Below are 14485 nucleotides of genomic sequence, written 5' to 3'. Positions count from 1 at the left end.
GGAAGCACCGCGCCCCCAGCGGCCGCACCGCACTGCTCGCGACCTCCGCCGCACTCACCCTGGGCCTCGCGCTCACGGCCTGCGGCTCCGGCACCGGCTCCGGCAGCGGCGGCGCCGACGGCGACACCCTCGTCGTCGGCGCCACCGCGGTCCCGGCCGGCGAGGTCCTGACGTACGTCAAGGACCACCTCGCCGCCGACGCCGGGCTCAGCCTGGAGATCCGCGAGTTCACCGACTACGTCGTGCCCAACACCGCCCTCCAGGAAGGCTCGCTGGACGCGAACCTCTACCAGAACAAGCCCTACCTGGACGACTTCAACGAGGCCAAGGGCACCGACCTGGTCCCGGTCGTGGACGCCTATCTGCCGCCCATGGGCGTGTACTCGAAGCAGGTCGAGGACGTCCGCGAGCTGCCCGACGGAGCCACCGTCGCCGTGCCCAACGACACGACCAACGAGGGCCGGGCCCTGCAACTGCTGGCCGCGCAGGGCGTCATCACGCTCAAGCCGGACGCGGGCACCGACGCGTCCCCCGCGGACATCGCGGACAACCCGAAGAACCTCACCTTCAAGGAACTGGAACCCGCCCAGCTGCCGCGCTCGCTCGACGACGTGGCCGCCGCGGTCATCAACAACAACTTCGCGCAGGACGCGGGCCTGAGCCCGGCGAAGGACGTCGTCCTGCTGGAATCCGCGAAGGACAACCCCTACGCCAACATCCTCGCCGTCAAACGCGGCAACGAGGACGACCCGCAGGTCGAGAAGCTGGCGAAGCTGCTGGCCTCCGCCGACGTGAAGAAGTTCATCGAGGACAAGTACCAGGGCTCGGTGCTTCCGGTGGCCTGAGGCTGACCCCGCGACCGCCGGCACCACGGGGTGCGCTCCCCACGACGGAGCGCACCCCGTGGTGCGACGCGGCGCTCGCATGCTGCATGCTGGGCAGTTCAGCGGGACTTGACGGCTGAGACGGTCACACCGACGGTTACGGAGCGGCGCATGATGAGCACCTTTCCCACCATCTCCATCAGCACGGAGCGGTTGGTGCTGCGTCCGCTGGAGGACGACGACGTGCCCGCGCTGACCGAGATGATGAACGACGAGCAGGTCGTCGCCTGGACGGACGTGGAGCATCCGTTCTCCGAACCGGCCGCCCGCGCCTGGATCAGCCGGGGCGCACTCGCCGAGCGGGTCGCGGGCCGCGGCCTCGACCTGGCCGTCACCGAGTTCCTCACCCAGCGGCTGGTCGGTGTCATCCGCCTCGGCAGGACCAACTGGCATGTCCGCTCCACCGAACTCATGTATCTCATCGCCCCCTGGGCCAGGGGCGAGGGCTATGCCTCCGAGGCCGCGCTCGCCACCGCCCGATGGCTGTTCCAGGACCAGATGTTCGAACGGATCGAGCTGCGGACGGGCGCCGACAACACCGCCGCCCAGCAGGTCGCCCAGAAGATCGGCAGCATCAGCGAGGGCGTGCTGCGCGGCGCCTGCATAGCGCGCGTCCGCGCGGAGAACGGCACCTGGAGCGAGGCCCGCACGGACTACATCGTCTGGAGCCTGCTCCCGGAGGACCTGGAGGGCACCAGCGGCCAACTCGCGGACACCGGGGGCTTCCACTCGTATCCCGACTGGAACTGACGGCCGTATCCCGACGGGGGGTGAACATCCCGACGGGAACCGATCGCCATACCCCCGCCCCGACCCGAGCGGGCACCACAGTCCTTCCCGCAGACTCTCCGGTCCGTCCGTCCGTCCGTCCGCGCCCGGCCGGACCGAACGCGGTGCCGCGCTCCGAACTGATCGCGGGGTACGCTCTCGGAGCCCGCGCCCGCCGCGAGCACCCGACGACCTGCGCACATCCCCCCCCTGGAGACTGACGACCATGGCCGACCGGGTCACGGTGATCGGCTGGGACGGCTCGCCGCTGACCGCCGCGGCACGCTCCGCCCTCGGCGCCGCCACACTGGTGGCCGGTGCCGCCCATCACCTGGCACTGCCCGAGGTACCCGGCACCGCCGAGCGCGTCCGCCTCGGCAGCCTCGCCCTCGCCGCCCGCCGGATCGCCGCCCACCGCGGCACGGCGGTGGTGTTCGCCGACGGCGACCCCGGCTTCTTCGGTGTCGTACGCGCCCTGCGCGCGCCCGAGCACGGACTGGAGGTCGAGGTCGTCCCCGCGGTCTCCTCCGTCGCCGCCGCCTTCGCCCGCGCCGGAATGCCCTGGGACGACGCCCAAGTGGTCGTCGCACACCCCCGCACCCTGCGACGCGCGGTGAACGTATGCCGGGCCCACACCAAAGTCGCCGTCCTCACCTCACCCGGCGCCGGACCCGCCGAACTCGGCCTGCTGCTCGACGGGGTGCACCGCTCCTTCGTCGTCTGCGAGGAACTCGGCACCGGGCGCGAGAAGGTCTCCGTCGTCAGCTCGGACAACGCCGCCGACCGCATCTGGCGCGACCCCAACGTGGTCATCGTCATCGGCGGTCCCGTCGCCCATGTCGAGGGCGGCGGCTGGATCGCGGGCCGCGACCCGGCCGCCGGACCGCGCGGCTGGACCCGGCCCCCCGAGGCGTACGGGGGTGAACTCGCCGAGGGCGAACGGCAGGTGCTGCGCGCCGCCCAACTGGCCCGCCTCGGCCCCCGCGTCGGCGACCTGGTCTGGGACATCGGCTGCGGGGCGGGCGCCTTCGCCACCGAGGCCGCCGCGGCGGGCGCCGCCGTCATCGCCGTCGACCTCGACCCGCGCGCCTGCGCCCGCACCGACGCCGCCGCCCGCCGGCACGGCGTCCACCTCCAGATCGTCCACGGCATCGCCCCGCACGCCCTGGAGGACCTCCCCGAGCCCGATGTCGTCCGCGTCGGCGGCGGCGGAGCGGCCGTGGTCCTCGCGGTCGCCGACCGACGCCCCGAACGCATCGTCACCCACGCCGCCACCCGCGACGCCGCCGAGCGCATCGGCCGCGAGCTGACCGAGCACGGCTACCGGATCGAGTGCGCCCTGCTCCAGTCCGTGGAACTGGACACCAGGGCCTGGACCGAGACGGAACGCAGCGTCGCTTTCCTGATCTCCGGCGAGCTGGGACGCCCCTAGCGAAGGCCCGTACAAAGTCGGCCGAAAACCCCGGCGAAGCAGGTCAAAAGGGGTTGCTCGCATGCGCCCTGTGATCCGGTTGTCGTACCGCGCGCGGTAGGCTGGCCGATCGTTGTACCGCAGCCGGAAGCCCGTCGAGTCGTCGGTCAATGTCCGGAAAACCTGCCCGTTTTGGGATGGGTGTGGTACGGCACGTACCGGGGGACGCGCAACGTGGCGCAGTCCACAGCGGGCCGTCGCGGATCAAGCTGTCGTGGCGGGTGAATGCCCGCGACAATGCCACCGTATGGCTTTGTCGTCTTTTCCGGCGGGTCGTTCGTGCCGCAGGGCACGCACGCTCGTTCTTCACTGCGGGCGGTCGGTGCGCCGTTCCGGGTGAGCTGGCAGGAGCACTAACCGATGGGCGAGGGGTACGCATGACCGACACCGGCCAGATCCCGGGCGAGGGACTGCCGGAGCACGCAGGCACGGTGGAGCAGCCGGGAGTCCCCACGCCCGGCGCGTACACCTTCCTCTCCGAGGACGAAGACCTGCTGCTGCCGGGTGCCCAGAGCGCATGGGGCAACGAGGTGGCGCCGCCCGCGCCCGAGCCGGTGGTCGAGGCCGAGCCGGTGGCCGACGCGGTGCCGGTGGCCGACGCCCCGCACCAGCCCGGCGCACACGAGACCGCGGGCCGGGACAGCGGCCACGTCGACCTCACCGGCGTCCGGCTCCCCGGCCCGGCCGTGCCCGCCGCCGCGATGGCCCCGCGCCGCCCGCTGCACCTCGGCCCGCCCACCCCCGACGCCTCCGCCAGCCCGGTCCGCTCCCTCGCCGACCGCGGCCCCGCGGGCGTCCCGGCCCGCCCCCCCGGCCCCGAGTACCTCGACACCTCCCGCCTGCACGAGACGGCCCCTCAGAGCGCCGCCCCCTGGGGCCCCGCGGCCCCCACCCTGGCGCCGGTCACCCCGTCACCCGCGGAAACGGTTGCCCCGGCGCTCGTGCCGCAGCCCGTGATGGCGGGCGGGGCCGTGGGGGTTGTCGCCGAGCCGGTGGCGGCGGAGCAGATCGCGCAGCCGGTCGTGGAGACGGCCGCACAACCGTCCGTCGAGCCTGTGGATGAGCCCGTCACTGAGCCCGTCACCGAGCCGGTCCCTGAGCCTGCGATCGAGCCCGTGACCGCGCCCGTGACCGTGCCAGTGACCGCGCCCGTGACCGCGCCCGTGATCGAGCCCGCTGTGGAGCAGGCCGTCGAGCCAGTCGCGGAGCAGGCCGTGGAACCGGCCGTCGAACCGGCCCCGGAGCCGGTCGTCGAGCAGCCGGAGCCACAGCCGCAGCCGCAAGCGCAGCCTCAGTCGTACGACGGCTCCGAGCCCGGCGTGGCACCCGAGCCCGGCGGCGCCGCGAGCGTGGAGGGCGCCGCGACCACAGGAGAGGAACCCGGCGTCACGGCTCCGGGAGAGCAGCCGGGACCGACGGGCACGCTCGATGCCGCTGCGGTCGAGGCGGTCGCGGCGGACGTGCCCGTGCCGACGGCGGAGGAGCCGGTTGCCGTCCCGGTCCCGGCGGATGCCCCGGCCGACGATTCCGGTACGACGCCCACCCCCGCGCCGGTGGCAGAGGCGCAGCCCATGCCCGTACCGGCCCTGGACACCGATGTCACCGCCCCCGAGCACGCCCCAGCTCCCGCACCCGCACCCGCACCCGCACCCGCACCCGCACCCGCACCCGCACCCGACGAGGCTCCCGAGCCCGAGCCCGTAGCCCCCGCGCAGGGCGTGACCGAAGCCCCGGTGGAGACTCCTCCCCACCAACCCCTGGGCGAGTTCGTCCCGGTGGCCGGCCAGGTGCCCACCACTCCCCACCTCGCCCCCACCCCACCGCACCCCATCGTCGTACCGCCGGAAGCGATCCAGCCGCGGCAGGCCCCCGAGCCCCCCGCCCAGCCGGAACCCTTTGTCACGGTCCCGGCCCCGCGCGAGGCCGAGGAGACGCCCTCGGCGGGGGAGCAGCAGGACGCCGGAGTCGTACAGCACGCGGACGACCTGGACACCAGGGCCGCCGAGCAGGAAGACCAGGCGATCCTGGAGACCCAGGTGGTCCAGGTGATCCAGGTGACGCAGGAGGTCGGCGAACAGTCCCCGGAGCCCCCGGAGATCCCCGTGGCCGAGGAACTCCCGGAGACACCGGAACCCCAGCCGGCAGGTACGGCGGCAGGCGCACCGGCAAGTACGCCGGCCGCCCCCGCGTACGACGACGCGGAGCGCGAGGCCGTGCTGAAGGTCATGCGGGAGCGGCGGGACATCCGCAACGGCTTCCGCAGTGACCCGATCCCCAACGAGGTGCTGTTGCGGGTCCTGGAGGCCGCCCACACCGCGCCCTCGGTCGGGCACTCGCAGCCCTGGGACTTCGTGGTGATCCGCTCCACGGAGACGCGCGGCGCGATGCACGACCTGGCGATGCGCCAGCGCGACGCGTACGCCAAGTCGCTGCCGAAGGGCCGGGCGAAGCAGTTCAAGGAACTGAAGATCGAGGCGATCCTCGACACCCCGGTGAACATCGTGGTCACCGCCGATCCGACCCGCGGCGGCCGCCACACGCTGGGCCGGCACACCCAGCCGCAGATGGCGCCGTACTCCTCCGCGCTGGCCGTCGAGAACCTGTGGCTGGCGGCGCGCGCCGAGGGCCTGGGCGTCGGCTGGGTCTCGTTCTTCGACGAGCGGGAGATGGTCCGCACGCTCGGCCTGCCCGAACACCTGGAGGTCGTGGCGTACCTGTGCGTCGGGTACGTGGACGAGTTCCCGGAGGAATGCGAGCTGGCGCAGTTCGGCTGGTCCAGACGCCGCCCGCTGTCGTGGGTCGTGCACGAGGAGACGTACGGCCGTCGCGCGCTGCCCGGTGAGGAGCCGCACGACCTGCTGGGCGAGACCGTCGCCCAGATCCGCCCGCTGGACGCCAAGGCGCTCGGCGAGGCGTGGGAACGGCAGAAGCGGATGACCAAGCCGGCCGGCGCGCTCGGCATGCTGGAGATCATCTCCGCGCAGCTGTCCGGGCTGTCCCGGCAGTGCCCGCCGCCGATCCCCGAGCCCGCGGCGGTGGCGGTCTTCGCGGGTGACCACGGGGTCCACGCCCAGGGCGTCACCCCCTGGCCGCAGGAGGTCACCGCCCAGATGGTGGCCAACTTCCTCGGTGGGGGAGCGGTCTGCAACGCCTTCGCGAGCCAGGTCGGCGCGGAGGTGTGTGTCGTGGACGTGGGTGTGGCCTCCGACCTCCCCGCCACCCCCGGTCTGCTGCCGCGCAAGGTCCGCGCGGGCACGGGCGACATGACCACCGGCCCCGCGATGACGCGCGAGGAGGCCAAGGCGGCGATCGAGGTGGGCATCGAGACGGCCCGCGATCTGGTGGCCGCGGGCAACAAGGCGCTGCTGACCGGCGAGATGGGCATCGCGAACACCACCGCGTCCGCCGCGCTGATCGCGGTCTTCACGGACACCGACCCGTCCGAGGTCACGGGCCGTGGCACCGGCATCAACGACGAGACCCTCGCCCGCAAGACCGAGGTCGTGCGCAGGGCCATCGACCTCCACCAGCCGGACCCGGCCGACCCCATCGGCGTCCTCGCCGCGATCGGCGGCCTGGAACACGCGGCGATCGTCGGCCTGCTGCTCGGTGGCGCGTCCCTGCGTACGCCGGTGATCCTGGACGGCGTCAGCGCGGGCGCCGCCGCCCTGGTCGCCCGCGCCATCGCCCCCGAGGTCCTGGCCGCCTGCATCGCGGGCCACCGCAGCGCCGAACCGGGCCATGTGGCCGCCCTCAACAAACTCGGCCTGCGCCCCCTGGTCGACCTGGACCTCCGCCTGGGCGAGGGCACCGGCGCCCTCCTGGCCCTCCCCATGGTCCAGAGCACGGCCAGAGCGATGCACGAGGTCGCCACATTCGACTCGGCCGGCGTCACGGAGAAGTAACACCCGGGCCCCCTTCTCCGACGCCGGGAAGGGGGCCGGGGGCCCACCCAACGGGCGGATGAACCCGACGCAGGCAAAGTCCGACGCCCCAAGGTCAGCCACGATGCGATGTGACGCCCCGAGGCCCGACACTGCGACGGTTTACGCCCTGGGGGCTAACGCCGTAAGGGGCGCGGGGAACTGCGCGACCAGCCCCCCACAACCGCCACTCGCCCACCCTCCCCACCCCCCACAACCCCTCGCGCCCGAACCCCACCCGCACACCCCCACCCCCCCGACATAAAATCCGCACGTCAGGGCATCACCACCCACACCGCACCCCACACTCACACCGACACCCACACACACCCACCCACCCACCAAGCCCCCCGCCCGCACAAGGAGCCACACCCATGGCAGAACACCCCGCCTACCCGGTAGGACTCCGCCTGGCCGACCGCAAGGTCGTGGTACTCGGCGCCGGCCAGGTCGCCCAGCGCCGCCTGCCCGCCCTGATCGCGTCCGGCGCACGGATCCTGCTGATCTCGCCGGAGGCAACCCCCTCGGTCGAGGCGATGGCGGACACCGGCGAGATCACCTGGTCCCGCCGCTCATACGCGGAAGGCGACCTCGCGGACGCCTGGTACGCCCTGATCGCCACCAGCGACCCCGACGCCAACGCCCGAGCCTCCGCGGAAGCGGAGCGCCACCGCGTATGGGCCGTCCGCGCCGACGACGCCGACGCCGCCACCGCCTGGACCCCGGCCACCGGCCACAGCGAGGGCGTCACGGTCGCGATCCTCACCACCGACTCCAGGTCCCGCGACCCCCGCCACACCGCCGCCATCCGGGACGCGGTCGTCGCGGGCCTGCGCGACGGCACCCTCGTCGCCCCCCACCACCGCACCCGCACCCCCGGCGTCGCCCTGGTCGGCGGCGGCCCCGGCGACCCGGACCTGATCACCGTGCGCGGCCGGCGCCTGCTCGCCGAGGCCGACGTCGTGATCACCGACCGCCTAGGCCCGCGCGCCCTGCTCGCCGAACTCCCGCCGCACGTCGAGGTGATCGACGCCGCGAAGATCCCGTACGGCCGCTTCATGGCCCAGGAGGCCATCAACAACGCCCTGATCGAACACGCCAAGCAGGGCAAGTCCGTCGTACGCCTCAAGGGCGGCGACCCGTACGTCTACGGCCGGGGCATGGAAGAGGTCCAGGCCCTCGCCGAGGCCGGCATCCCCTGCACGGTCGTCCCCGGCATCTCCAGCTCCATTTCCGTGCCCGGGGCCGCGGGCATCCCGGTCACCCACCGGGGCATCGCCCATGAATTCACCGTGGTCAGCGGCCACATCGCACCGGACGACAAGAACTCCCTGGTCGACTGGGCGTCCCTCGCCAAGCTCTCCGGCACCCTGGTGATCCTCATGGGCGTCGACAAGATCGGCAAGATCGCCGACACCCTGATCGCGAACGGCAAGTCCCCGGACACCCCGGTCGCCCTGGTCCAGGAGGGCACCACGGCCGCCCAGCGCCGCGTGGACACGACCCTCGCCGAGGTCGCGGAGGCGGTCCGCACGCACGAGGTGAAGCCCCCGTCGGTGATCGTCATGGGCGAGGTCGTGAACGTGGGCCCGGACCCCGCCGCCCGCCCCGGCACCCCCACCCGCGAGTAACCCCGGGTAACGCAACTCATTCCCAGCCGTTGGCACCGCACGCACGACAAGGCAGTAACACCCTGTGGCCGATCTCATCACCGTCGATGATCCCGACGACCCGCGCCTGAGCGATTACACGGACCTGACCGACGTGGAGCTACGGCGCAGACGCGAACCCGCCGAGGGCCTGTTCATCGCCGAGGGCGAGAAGGTGATCCGCCGGGCCAAGGACGCGGGCTACGAGATGCGTTCGATGCTGCTGTCCGCGAAATGGGTCGACGTCATGCGCGACGTCATCGACGAACTCCCCGCCCCGGTCTACGCCGTCAGCCCCGCACTCGCCGAACAGGTCACCGGCTACCACGTCCACCGCGGTGCCCTCGCCTCCATGCAGCGCAAGCCGCTCCCCACGGCGGCCGACCTGCTCCGGAGCGCCCGCCGGGTCGTCGTCATGGAGTCGGTCAACGACCACACCAACATCGGCGCGATCTTCCGCTCGGCCGCCGCCCTCGGCATGGACGCCGTGCTGCTCTCCCCGGACTGCGCCGACCCGCTCTACCGCCGCAGTGTGAAGGTCTCCATGGGCGCGGTCTTCTCCGTCCCCTATGCCCGCGTCACCACCTGGCCCAGGGGCCTGGATTCCGTCCGTGAGGCAGGCTTCACCCTGCTGGCCCTCACCCCCGACGAGAAGGCCGCGTCCCTGGACGAGGCCGCGCCCCACCGCATGGACCGCGTCGCCCTGATGCTCGGCGCCGAGGGCGACGGCCTCTCCACCCAAGCTCTGGTCGCGGCCGACGCATGGGTCCGCATCCCCATGGCCCACGGCGTGGACTCCCTCAACGTGGGCGCCGCGGCGGCGGTCGCCTTCTACGCGGTGGCGACGGGCCGCCCACAGCTGTAGACACCGCCGCGTCCCGCATCCGACACGCCGGTCGGCCCCTGCCTTCAGGCCCCCGGGCGTGTCGCGAGCACCGCAAAAACCACACCCACGCGCGCGTGCCGCACCCTCCGCACCCGCACCACAACCACTCCACAGGGCGCAGCCTTCCGGCCCGAACCGTCTCCGGCCCGAACCCTCCGCGGCCCGAACCGCCTTCGGACCGAACCCTCAGCCCGGCCCCTGACACCCCTGCACCAGCGCGATCCCCAGCGCCACCAGCAGCGTCACCACCACGAAGACGAAGATCCGCTGCCGCAGCAGCCGGGGATTGGCGGGCCGCAACCGCGTCCCGGTACCGCGCGGAGGCGGACGCCGCTGCGCGGACTGCCCGCCGGAACGCGTGTTGCTCCGCGCGGCGGGCGTGCCGCGCCCGGCGGGAGTCGGCCGCGCCCCGGACCGCGAGGTCCCGGTCCCGGGACCATCGGGACGGGACGCGCCGCCCCCGCGCGAGGGCGCGTTGCCGCGCGCGGCAGCCGACCCGCGCGAAGGCGTGGCCCCGCGCGGCGGGGGAGTGGCACCCCGTGGCGGCGGAGTCGCCCCGCGCTGCCCCTGCGGACGCCGCTGCACCCGCTGCGGCTCCGGATAGGTGTCCGCGAGCCGCCCGGTGGGCCGGTCCGCCTCGGCGGCGCGCGGCGCGGGCGGACGCCCGTCGTACATGTCCTGCGCCTCCCGCGCGGCGATCTCCTTCAGCCGCAACGACAGATCGAGCGTGCTGGGCCGGTCGTCGGGATCCTTCGCCAGACACGCCCGTACGAGCGGGGCGAGGGCGTCCGGCACACCGTCCAGGTGCGCCTCCTCGTGCACCACCCGGTACAGCATCACCTCGGAACTGCCGTGCCCGAAGGGCGAGTCACCGGTCGAGGCGTACGCCAGGGTGGCCCCCAGCGAGAACACATCGGTGGCCGGCGTGACCATCGCGCCGCGCACCTGCTCGGGCGCGAGAAACCCCGGCGAGCCGACGGCCGTACCGACATGGGTGAGCGTCGAGGCGCCCGTCGCCCAGGCGATGCCGAAGTCGATGATCCGTGGCCCCTTGGGCGACAGCAGGATGTTCGACGGCTTGAGGTCCCGGTGCACCACCCCGGCCTCGTGCACCGCGACCAGCCCCTCGGACAGCGCGGCACCCACCATGGCGACCTCGGCCGCGGTCAGCGCCCCCTGATCGGCGACCTTGTCGTGCAGCGAGGGACCGGGCACGTACTGCGTGGCGAACCAGGGCCGCTCCGCCTCCAGATCGGCCGCGACCAGCCGGGCCGTGCACCCGCCCCGGATCCGCCGGGCGGCGGACACCTCACGCGCGAACCGCGAGCGGAACTCCTGGTCCTCCGCCAGATCCGGCCGGATCACCTTCAGCGCGACACGCTGGCCCTTCTTGTCGGAGCCCAGGTAGACGACGCCCATCCCGCCCGCGCCGAGCCGTCTGTGAAGCTTGAACGAGCCGACGACGCGCGGGTCCTCGCGCCTCAGGCGCATCATCGCCATGTTCATCCCCGCTGCCCGGTCCGTATGACGAGCCACAGCTTACGTTTCCACGGCCGCCCGCGCGCAGAGGCCGCGCCCTCTCGGCCCGACGGATTGTCAGTGCCGGGTGGGACACTTGAAGAGTGGTCAGAGAGCGTGCGAACAGGGAGCTTTCGGGCCGCTCATGATCTCAACGGGCCGACATCGAAGGGGGATTGGCCGCGTGAAGGGTGATCGTGTGGAGATAGTCGTGGACGCCGGGGACACGACACGTACGTACGAGGTGGTGGCGAGCCGGGCGGGCCGCCGCGTGGAGACGGCGGTACGCCGGGGAGTGGTCGAAGTGAGCGAAGTCACTCGGAATGGCACGCCCGTGCGGACGGCCCGTTTCATGGCGACCCGTGTGCTGGCTCTGGTCGAGCAGCCGGTACCCCGGGAGGACGGCTCGGAAAAGTCCGGGCAGACCGGGCGCCCCCTCCGGGAAGACCCGGAGACCTAGGCCAGGACGTAGGACCTGGTCTCCACCCAGGGGAGTACTCACCGGCAGGTGGCTCATCCTCCGGGAGGCCCGCCAATCGGTACGAGGGCATGACGCCCGGCGCCGCCCGCGCACCTAGATTTGAGGTCAAGCGGCGGGTGCAGCACTCGTCCCCCGAGGTCAGACACCCGCCGCTGCCAACGACAACTGAGTTCGGTCAGGAGAGGGACCATGGCCCACACGGCACCGCGGACACTGATCCGTGAAGAGGAAAGCCCGCGCCGTGCGGACAGGCGCCACCCGCTGGTGGCGACGCTGATGGCCCTTCCCCTGGCGGTCCTGCTCCTCGTCGTCTTCGACGGCTGGGAGACAGTGGCCACACAGGCGTCGTCCGTGGGCGTGATGCTGGGGCGCTGAGCGGCGACCCCAGGCCCGGAAGAGCGGTCCGGGCGGGGACATCCACCCATAACCCCGTGGGGACGGGGGTGCGGCGGACGGCAAAAAATGCCGGCGCAGCTGGGGAGCTGCGCCGGCATTGCTTTGCGCCCACGCGCGGGCCCGGCACATCCCGCGAGCCCGGCACATCCCCCAGGCCCGGCACGTCCCCGACCCCGAGCCACGCCAACCGACGCCCGCCCCCTCGCGGCGCACCTTCCCCACCAGGCGCGGCCAGTTACAGCGACCGAGCGACCGAGCGAGCCCCGCCGGCCCATCCGTCCTCCACCGAGCCCTGTGACAGCCCGCCGCCTCCGCGCCCCAAGGGCCCTCACACCTGCCCGGCAGCCCAGAGCCCCCGCACGCCGGGACCAGCAACGGCCACCCGTGTCCCTGCCCCCGCCGACCTCGCGCCCCCCTCCGGCCCCATGCCGCCTGCCGGCCCACGCGCGCCGCGACTCCGGCCGCCCCGCACCCCCCGCCGGCGGCAGCCGGACCCTCCTCACCAGCCCCCGGCCGTGCGTGCCCCCAGACCTGCGTCCACCCGGCCGTGCGTGCCGCCCCGGCCGTGCGTGCCGCCCCGGCCCTGCGTGCCCCCCCGGCCCTGCGTGCCCCCCCGGCCGTGCGTGCCCCCCCGGCCCTGCGTGCCCCGCCGGGCGGCAGCCGGGCCACGCTCACCAGCCCCACCCACTGGCCCTCCCGCGCCAAGCCACCGCACCCACCCACACACCCACACACACTCACCCCTCCGCTTCCTCCACTTCCTCCACCTCCTCCGCACCCTCCACCCCCACATGTACGTCCCTCCCCACTCGGTCACCCCCACCCCCGACCACCGCCCCCCCCGCGCCCCCACCCCCAACCCCCCGCACCCCCACCCTCCCTCCCGTACCCTCCACAAACGCCCGCAGCCAATCCCCACCCCCAAAAGGCCCCCGTGACCACCCTCCTCTCCGCCCTGACGGCCAAAGTCAGAACCGCAGCCCACTCCCACCCCGGCCACCCCACCGGCATGACCCGCCCCACCCCGCCCGCCCCACCCCCCGGCTGCGCCTGCGGAGCCGCCACCCTCGCCGATCGCCCGGACGCCACCGTCGTCCGGCATGCCGGCACCGTCGCGAAGGCCCACGCCCCCACCACCGACCCGGCCCACCTCACCACCCTCCTCGCCACCGCCGCCCACCTCCCCGGCGTCTTCGTCCCCCCGCTCCGCCCGGACCCCGTCTCCCTGCACGGCCGCCCGGTGACCTTCTGGCCGTACGGCACCCCGGTCGACCCGGAGGATCCCGACGCCGCCCCGTGGGAGGCCGCCGCCACCCTCCTCGCCACGCTCCACCGCACACCCGCCCCCGACTCCACCCGCCTCCCCCCGATGCGCGGCCCCGCGAAGGCGGCCCGTGCCGTCGACCGGCTGCGCGCAGCGGGCCCGCACCCCGCGACCTCCGCCGTCCTGCGCGCCTGGGCCGCCCTCCCGGCCTGGGCCCGGGCCGAGGCCCCCATGCCGGACGCCACCACCCTGTGTCACGGCGACCTCCACCTCGGCCAGCTCGTCCGTCACCCGGCCCCGGACGGCCCCTGGCGTCTCATAGACGTCGACGACCTCGGCGTGGGCGTCCCCGCCTGGGACCTCGCCCGGCCCGCCGCCTGGTACGCCTGCGGACTCCTCGCCCCCGACGAGTGGACCCGCTTCCTCACCGCCTACCGCGCCGCCCGTGGCCCCGCCGTCCCGCCCGACGGCGACCCCTGGCCCGCCCTGGACATCGCGGCCCGCGCCCTCACCGTCCAGACGGCCGCCACCACCCTCACCAAGGCCCTCGCCGCCGACCGCCCGCTGGACGAGGTGGAACAGTCCGTCATCGACGCCGTGGCGAGAATGGCGGCCCTCCCACCAGACGAACCCGCCACAGCACCCGCCACAGCACCCACCACAGTGCCCACCCCGGCAACCACCCCCGTACCCACGGAGTTGAATCGAGATCACGCGAAGTAGGGTGCAACCGACCGCCGCCGGACAGAGTCTGTTCTGGCGAAACGAGAAGCAGGACCGACCGGCGAGGAGTTGAGCCGAGCATGCAGTGTCCGAAGTGCCCTGGACAGATGCACACATACAACCGCAATGGTGTTCAGATAGAGCAGTGCAACAACTGCCGAGGGATCTTCCTGGACTACGGCGAGCTGGAGGCGCTGGCCCGGCTGGAGTCCCAGTGGGCCCAGCCCGGCCCCCCGCCCCCGCCGGCCGCTCCGCAGTACCCGGCGGCCCCCGCCGCCCCGGGCGCACCCGCCTGGGGCGCCCCGCACGGCGGCGGTCACCACGCCGGTGGTCACCATGGCGGCGGCCACTACGGTCACCGCCAGAAGAGCTTCGGGCGCATGCTGTTCTCCAGCTGACCCGGACAGCACCGAGGAGCCCGCACGAAAGAGCCCCCGGCCGCGCGAGGCGGCCGGGGGCTCCGGTGTGTGGACGATACTGGGATTGAACCAGTGACCTCTTCCGTGTCAGGGAAGCGCTCTC

General features: G+C 73.6%; 11 protein-coding genes. 10 read left to right on the top strand and 1 reads right to left on the bottom strand.

Translation table 11 applies throughout. The features are described 5' to 3' along the window. Positions 1-32 precede the first annotated feature (32 nt). The 6 genes from ACFRFC_RS21645 to ACFRFC_RS21620 all read left to right on the top strand — a co-directional run bounded on the left by ACFRFC_RS21645 (position 33) and on the right by ACFRFC_RS21620 (position 9560). Positions 33-845 (top strand): MetQ/NlpA family ABC transporter substrate-binding protein, encoded by an 813-nt coding sequence (locus ACFRFC_RS21645; protein WP_382687954.1) that lies wholly within the window; start codon positions 33-35, stop codon positions 843-845. A 150-nt stretch (positions 846-995) separates the two neighbouring features. Further along, on the top strand, positions 996-1634 hold the full coding sequence (locus ACFRFC_RS21640) for a GNAT family N-acetyltransferase (RefSeq protein ID WP_382687690.1): 639 nt from the start codon (positions 996-998) through the stop codon (positions 1632-1634). A gap of 244 nt (positions 1635-1878) precedes the next feature. Continuing rightward, entirely contained in the window at positions 1879-3084 is a 1206-nt protein-coding gene (cbiE, locus tag ACFRFC_RS21635) for a precorrin-6y C5,15-methyltransferase (decarboxylating) subunit CbiE (protein ID WP_382687688.1), read from the top strand. 416 nt (positions 3085-3500) lie between these two features. After that, positions 3501-7028, top strand: a complete 3528-nt coding sequence (cobT, locus tag ACFRFC_RS21630) for a nicotinate-nucleotide--dimethylbenzimidazole phosphoribosyltransferase (protein WP_382687686.1) — start codon at positions 3501-3503, stop codon at positions 7026-7028. Positions 7029-7420: 392 nt separating this feature from the next. Further along, positions 7421-8677, top strand: coding sequence for a uroporphyrinogen-III C-methyltransferase (cobA, locus tag ACFRFC_RS21625; protein ID WP_382687683.1), 1257 nt, complete (start codon positions 7421-7423; stop codon positions 8675-8677). 64 nt (positions 8678-8741) lie between these two features. Beyond that, positions 8742-9560 carry a TrmH family RNA methyltransferase gene (locus ACFRFC_RS21620; protein WP_382687681.1) on the top strand — a complete coding sequence of 273 codons (819 nt, stop codon included), beginning with the start codon at positions 8742-8744 and terminating at the stop codon, positions 9558-9560. A 207-nt stretch (positions 9561-9767) separates the two neighbouring features. Here the strand turns inward: ACFRFC_RS21620 and ACFRFC_RS21615 are convergent, their stop codons facing one another. Then, a complete protein-coding gene (locus tag ACFRFC_RS21615; protein ID WP_382687952.1) occupies positions 9768-11087 on the bottom strand; it encodes a protein kinase in 1320 nt (439 codons plus the stop codon). A 196-nt stretch (positions 11088-11283) separates the two neighbouring features. Between ACFRFC_RS21615 and ACFRFC_RS21610 the strand changes: the two genes are divergently transcribed. The 4 genes from ACFRFC_RS21610 (at position 11284) to ACFRFC_RS21595 (ending at position 14361) form a co-directional block, all read left to right on the top strand. Beyond that, positions 11284-11559 carry a hypothetical protein gene (locus ACFRFC_RS21610; protein ID WP_382687678.1) on the top strand — a complete coding sequence of 92 codons (276 nt, stop codon included), beginning with the start codon at positions 11284-11286 and terminating at the stop codon, positions 11557-11559. A gap of 210 nt (positions 11560-11769) precedes the next feature. After that, positions 11770-11955, top strand: a complete 186-nt coding sequence (locus tag ACFRFC_RS21605) for a hypothetical protein (RefSeq protein WP_382687675.1) — start codon at positions 11770-11772, stop codon at positions 11953-11955. A gap of 955 nt (positions 11956-12910) precedes the next feature. Further along, entirely contained in the window at positions 12911-13963 is a 1053-nt protein-coding gene (locus ACFRFC_RS21600; RefSeq protein ID WP_382687674.1) for a phosphotransferase family protein, read from the top strand. Positions 13964-14043: 80 nt separating this feature from the next. Then, positions 14044-14361: a zf-TFIIB domain-containing protein gene (locus ACFRFC_RS21595; RefSeq protein WP_382687671.1), complete on the top strand. Its 318-nt coding sequence runs from the start codon at positions 14044-14046 to the stop codon at positions 14359-14361. Positions 14362-14485 lie beyond the last annotated feature (124 nt).

It is taken from the genome of Streptomyces sp. NPDC056734 (assembly GCF_042790455.1).
GTDB lineage: Bacteria > Actinomycetota > Actinomycetes > Streptomycetales > Streptomycetaceae > Streptomyces.
This window is presented reverse-complemented; position numbering and strand designations above follow the sequence as displayed.